Raw genomic sequence first — 5,554 nt, forward strand, 5'->3', positions numbered from 1 at the left:
AAGATCATTAAGAAATTATGAAGAACAACTTGTGTGGATTTTTACTGATTGATTGATCGAAATATTATCATTGATTGATTGGTTTAAATTACTCGAAGTTTATTTGAGCGAAATTTAAGTCAGAAAATTGATGAGCCAGAATTGGCACCTTGTCTTTAATAAGGTGCAAAATGATTTTTAACTGAAGAGTTTGATCATGGCTCAGATTGAACGCTGGCGGCAGGCTTAACACATGCAAGTCGAGCGGAGTGATGGTGCTTGCACTATCACTTAGCGGCGGACGGGTGAGTAATGCTTAGGAATCTGCCTATTAGTGGGGGACAACATTTCGAAAGGAATGCTAATACCGCATACGTCCTACGGGAGAAAGCAGGGGATCTTCGGACCTTGCGCTAATAGATGAGCCTAAGTCGGATTAGCTAGTTGGTGGGGTAAAGGCCTACCAAGGCGACGATCTGTAGCGGGTCTGAGAGGATGATCCGCCACACTGGGACTGAGACACGGCCCAGACTCCTACGGGAGGCAGCAGTGGGGAATATTGGACAATGGGCGCAAGCCTGATCCAGCCATGCCGCGTGTGTGAAGAAGGCCTTATGGTTGTAAAGCACTTTAAGCGAGGAGGAGGCTACTTTAGTTAATACCTAGAGATAGTGGACGTTACTCGCAGAATAAGCACCGGCTAACTCTGTGCCAGCAGCCGCGGTAATACAGAGGGTGCAAGCGTTAATCGGATTTACTGGGCGTAAAGCGCGCGTAGGCGGCTAATTAAGTCAAATGTGAAATCCCCGAGCTTAACTTGGGAATTGCATTCGATACTGGTTAGCTAGAGTGTGGGAGAGGATGGTAGAATTCCAGGTGTAGCGGTGAAATGCGTAGAGATCTGGAGGAATACCGATGGCGAAGGCAGCCATCTGGCCTAACACTGACGCTGAGGTGCGAAAGCATGGGGAGCAAACAGGATTAGATACCCTGGTAGTCCATGCCGTAAACGATGTCTACTAGCCGTTGGGGCCTTTGAGGCTTTAGTGGCGCAGCTAACGCGATAAGTAGACCGCCTGGGGAGTACGGTCGCAAGACTAAAACTCAAATGAATTGACGGGGGCCCGCACAAGCGGTGGAGCATGTGGTTTAATTCGATGCAACGCGAAGAACCTTACCTGGCCTTGACATAGTAAGAACTTTCCAGAGATGGATTGGTGCCTTCGGGAACTTACATACAGGTGCTGCATGGCTGTCGTCAGCTCGTGTCGTGAGATGTTGGGTTAAGTCCCGCAACGAGCGCAACCCTTTTCCTTATTTGCCAGCGAGTAATGTCGGGAACTTTAAGGATACTGCCAGTGACAAACTGGAGGAAGGCGGGGACGACGTCAAGTCATCATGGCCCTTACGGCCAGGGCTACACACGTGCTACAATGGTCGGTACAAAGGGTTGCTACCTAGCGATAGGATGCTAATCTCAAAAAGCCGATCGTAGTCCGGATTGGAGTCTGCAACTCGACTCCATGAAGTCGGAATCGCTAGTAATCGCGGATCAGAATGCCGCGGTGAATACGTTCCCGGGCCTTGTACACACCGCCCGTCACACCATGGGAGTTTGTTGCACCAGAAGTAGGTAGTCTAACCGCAAGGAGGACGCTTACCACGGTGTGGCCGATGACTGGGGTGAAGTCGTAACAAGGTAGCCGTAGGGGAACCTGCGGCTGGATCACCTCCTTAACGAAAGATTGACGATTGGTAAGAATCCACAACAAGTTGTTCTTCATAGATGTATCTGAGGGTCTGTAGCTCAGTTGGTTAGAGCACACGCTTGATAAGCGTGGGGTCACAAGTTCAAGTCTTGTCAGACCCACCATGACTTTGACTGGTTGAAGTTATAGAAAAGAAGATACAGAACTGATGATGTAAGCTGGGGACTTAGCTTAGTTGGTAGAGCGCCTGCTTTGCACGCAGGAGGTCAGGAGTTCGACTCTCCTAGTCTCCACCAGAACTTAAGAGAAGTTCGGATTACAGAAATTAGTAAATAGAGATTTAGATCTTGGTTTATTAACTTCTGTGATTTAAGTATCACGGTATTAAGCATGACCTGACGAAGGCATGTTTATTCATTAACAGATTGGCAAAATTGAGTCTGAAATAAATTGTTCACTCAAGAGTTTAGATTAAGCAATTGATCTAAATGAATTGAGAACTAGCAAATTAACTGAATCAAGCGTTTTGGTATATGAATTAGATTGAAGCTGTACAGTGTTTAAATACACAGTACTTCAAACTGTAAGAGATTGATGAGAAATCATTGATCATGTCTTATTACTCCTTGTAGGTAATAACGACTGTTTGGGGTTGTATAGTCAAGTAATTAAGTGCATGTGGTGGATGCCTTGGCAGTCAGAGGCGATGAAAGACGTAATAGCCTGCGATAAGCTCCGGGGAGGCGGCAAATATCCTTTGATCCGGAGATTTCTGAATGGGGGAACCCACCTACTTTAAGGTAGGTATTGCAACATGAATACATAGTGTTGCAAGGCGAACGAGGGGAAGTGAAACATCTCAGTACCCTTAGGAAAAGAAATCAATTGAGATTCCCTTAGTAGCGGCGAGCGAACGGGGAGCAGCCCATTAAGTTATGTGTGTTTTAGTGGAACGCTCTGGGAAGTGCGAACGTAGAGGGTGATATTCCCGTACACGAAAGGGCACACATAATGATGACGAGTAGGGCGAGGCACGTGAAACCTTGTCTGAATATGGGGGGACCATCCTCCAAGGCTAAATACTCCTGACTGACCGATAGTGAACCAGTACCGTGAGGGAAAGGCGAAAAGAACCCCTGTGAGGGGAGTGAAATAGATCCTGAAACCGCATGCATACAAGCAGTGGGAGCCGACTTGTTCGGTGACTGCGTACCTTTTGTATAATGGGTCAGCGACTTACATTCAGTAGCGAGGTTAACCGTATAGGGGAGCCGTAGAGAAATCGAGTCTTAATAGGGCGTTTAGTTGCTGGGTGTAGACCCGAAACCAGGCGATCTATCCATGAGCAGGTTGAAGGTTGGGTAACACTAACTGGAGGACCGAACCCACTGTCGTTGAAAAGCCAGGGGATGACTTGTGGATAGGGGTGAAAGGCTAATCAAGCCTGGTGATAGCTGGTTCTCCCCGAAAGCTATTTAGGTAGCGCCTCGGACGAATACCATAGGGGGTAGAGCACTGTTTCGGCTAGGGGGTCATCCCGACTTACCAAACCGATGCAAACTCCGAATACCTATGAGTACTATCCGGGAGACAGACTGCGGGTGCTAACGTCCGTAGTCAAGAGGAAAACAATCCAGACCGCCAGCTAAGGCCCCAAAATCATAGTTAAGTGGGAAACGATGTGGGAAGGCATAGACAGCTAGGAGGTTGGCTTAGAAGCAGCCACCCTTTAAAGAAAGCGTAATAGCTCACTAGTCGAGTCGGCCTGCGCGGAAGATGTAACGGGGCTAAAACTATGTGCCGAAGCTGCGGATTTGACTTTTAAGTCAAGTGGTAGGGGAGCGTTCTGTAAGCCGATGAAGGTGTATTGAGAAGTATGCTGGAGGTATCAGAAGTGCGAATGCTGACGTGAGTAACGACAAAACGGGTGAAAAACCCGTTCGCCGAAAGACCAAGGGTTCCAGTCCAACGTTAATCGGGGCTGGGTGAGTCGACCCCTAAGGCGAGGCCGAAAGGCGTAGTCGATGGGAAATTGGTTAATATTCCAATACTTCTGTGTAATGCGATGAGAGGACGGAGAAGGTTAAGTCAGCCTGGCGTTGGTTGTCCAGGTGAAAGGAAGTAGGCATGCATCTTAGGCAAATCCGGGGTGCTCTATGCTGAGATCTGATAGCAAGCTGTACTTGTACAGCGAAGTGGCTGATACCATGCTTCCAGGAAAAGTCTCTAAGCTTCAGTTACACAGGAATCGTACCCTAAACCGACACAGGTGGTCAGGTCGAGTAGACCAAGGCGCTTGAGAGAACTCTGCTGAAGGAACTAGGCAAAATGGTACCGTAACTTCGGGAGAAGGTACGCTGTTGTTGGTGATGGAACTTGCTTCCTGAGCTGATGACAGCCACAGAAACCAGGCCGCTGCAACTGTTTATTAAAAACATAGCACTCTGCAAACACGAAAGTGGACGTATAGGGTGTGATGCCTGCCCGGTGCTGGAAGGTTAATTGATGGGGTTAGCGTAAGCGAAGCTCTTGATCGAAGCCCCAGTAAACGGCGGCCGTAACTATAACGGTCCTAAGGTAGCGAAATTCCTTGTCGGGTAAGTTCCGACCTGCACGAATGGCATAATGATGGCGGCGCTGTCTCCAGCAGAGGCTCAGTGAAATCGAAATCGCTGTGAAGATGCAGTGTACCCGCGGCTAGACGGAAAGACCCCGTGAACCTTTACTGCAGCTTGACATTGAACTTTGACCTTACTTGTGTAGGATAGGTGGGAGGCTTTGAAGTTGGAACGCTAGTTCCAATGGAGCCGTCCTTGAAATACCACCCTGGTAATGTTGAGGTTCTAACTCTGCCCCGTAATCCGGGGCGAGGACCATGTCTGGTGGGTAGTTTGACTGGGGCGGTCTCCTCCTAAAGAGTAACGGAGGAGTACGAAGGTGCGCTCAGCGTGGTCGGAAATCACGCGTAGAGTATAAAGGCAAAAGCGCGCTTAACTGCGAGACCCACAAGTCGAGCAGGTACGAAAGTAGGTCTTAGTGATCCGGTGGTTCTGTATGGAAGGGCCATCGCTCAACGGATAAAAGGTACTCTGGGGATAACAGGCTGATACCGCCCAAGAGTTCATATCGACGGCGGTGTTTGGCACCTCGATGTCGGCTCATCTCATCCTGGGGCTGAAGCAGGTCCCAAGGGTATGGCTGTTCGCCATTTAAAGAGGTACGCGAGCTGGGTTTAGAACGTCGTGAGACAGTTCGGTCCCTATCTACCGTGGGCGCTGGAAATTTGAGAGGATCTGCTCCTAGTACGAGAGGACCAGAGTGGACGAACCTCTGGTGTACCGGTTGTGACGCCAGTCGCATCGCCGGGTAGCTATGTTCGGAAGGGATAACCGCTGAAAGCATCTAAGCGGGAAGCCTACCTCAAGATAAGATTTCCCTAGGACTTTATGTCCTCTAAAGAGCCGTTCGAGACTAGGACGTTGATAGGTTGGATGTGGAAGCATAGTGATATGTGAAGCTGACCAATACTAATTGCTCGTGAGGCTTGACTATACAACACCCAAGCAGTTGTATATAAAGCATCAATCGATTCATAAATATGCAAAGCAACTTGATTTAGTTATACGCTTAGCTAAAATGAACAACATAAAGTAAGACTCAATCAGCCCATCTGTAAAGATTTGGAAAACGCATCGGCAGCCAATAAGACCAATGCAAGTATCCATACCAGTTGTGCTGGCGACCATAGCAAGAGTGAACCACCTGATCCCTTCCCGAACTCAGAAGTGAAACCTCTTAGCGCTGATGGTAGTGTGGGGTTTCCCATGTGAGAGTAAGTCATCGCCAGCTCATTATTCAAACACCCC

Annotated in this window: 2 tRNA genes and 3 rRNA genes; all 5 read left to right on the forward strand. The window is 48.6% G+C overall.

The annotated features are described in order from the left end of the window. Positions 1 to 178: 178 nt before the first annotated feature. The 5 genes from I5515_RS17385 to rrf all read left to right on the forward strand — a co-directional run bounded on the left by I5515_RS17385 (position 179) and on the right by rrf (position 5,537). A 16S ribosomal RNA gene (locus I5515_RS17385) occupies positions 179 to 1,716 on the forward strand. Between the two features lie 59 nt (positions 1,717 to 1,775). Next, a tRNA-Ile gene (locus I5515_RS17390) sits at positions 1,776 to 1,852 on the forward strand. A gap of 56 nt (positions 1,853 to 1,908) precedes the next feature. Continuing rightward, a tRNA-Ala gene (locus I5515_RS17395) sits at positions 1,909 to 1,984 on the forward strand. A 362-nt stretch (positions 1,985 to 2,346) separates the two neighbouring features. Then, positions 2,347 to 5,240 (forward strand): 23S ribosomal RNA (locus I5515_RS17400). A gap of 182 nt (positions 5,241 to 5,422) precedes the next feature. Further along, positions 5,423 to 5,537: ribosomal RNA gene (rrf, locus tag I5515_RS17405) — 5S ribosomal RNA — on the forward strand. Together the 16S, 23S and 5S rRNA genes with 2 tRNA genes alongside form the textbook arrangement of a ribosomal RNA operon. Positions 5,538 to 5,554: the final 17 nt, after the last annotated feature.

The organism is Acinetobacter calcoaceticus (assembly GCF_016508255.1).
GTDB classification, from domain to species: domain Bacteria; phylum Pseudomonadota; class Gammaproteobacteria; order Pseudomonadales; family Moraxellaceae; genus Acinetobacter; species Acinetobacter calcoaceticus_E.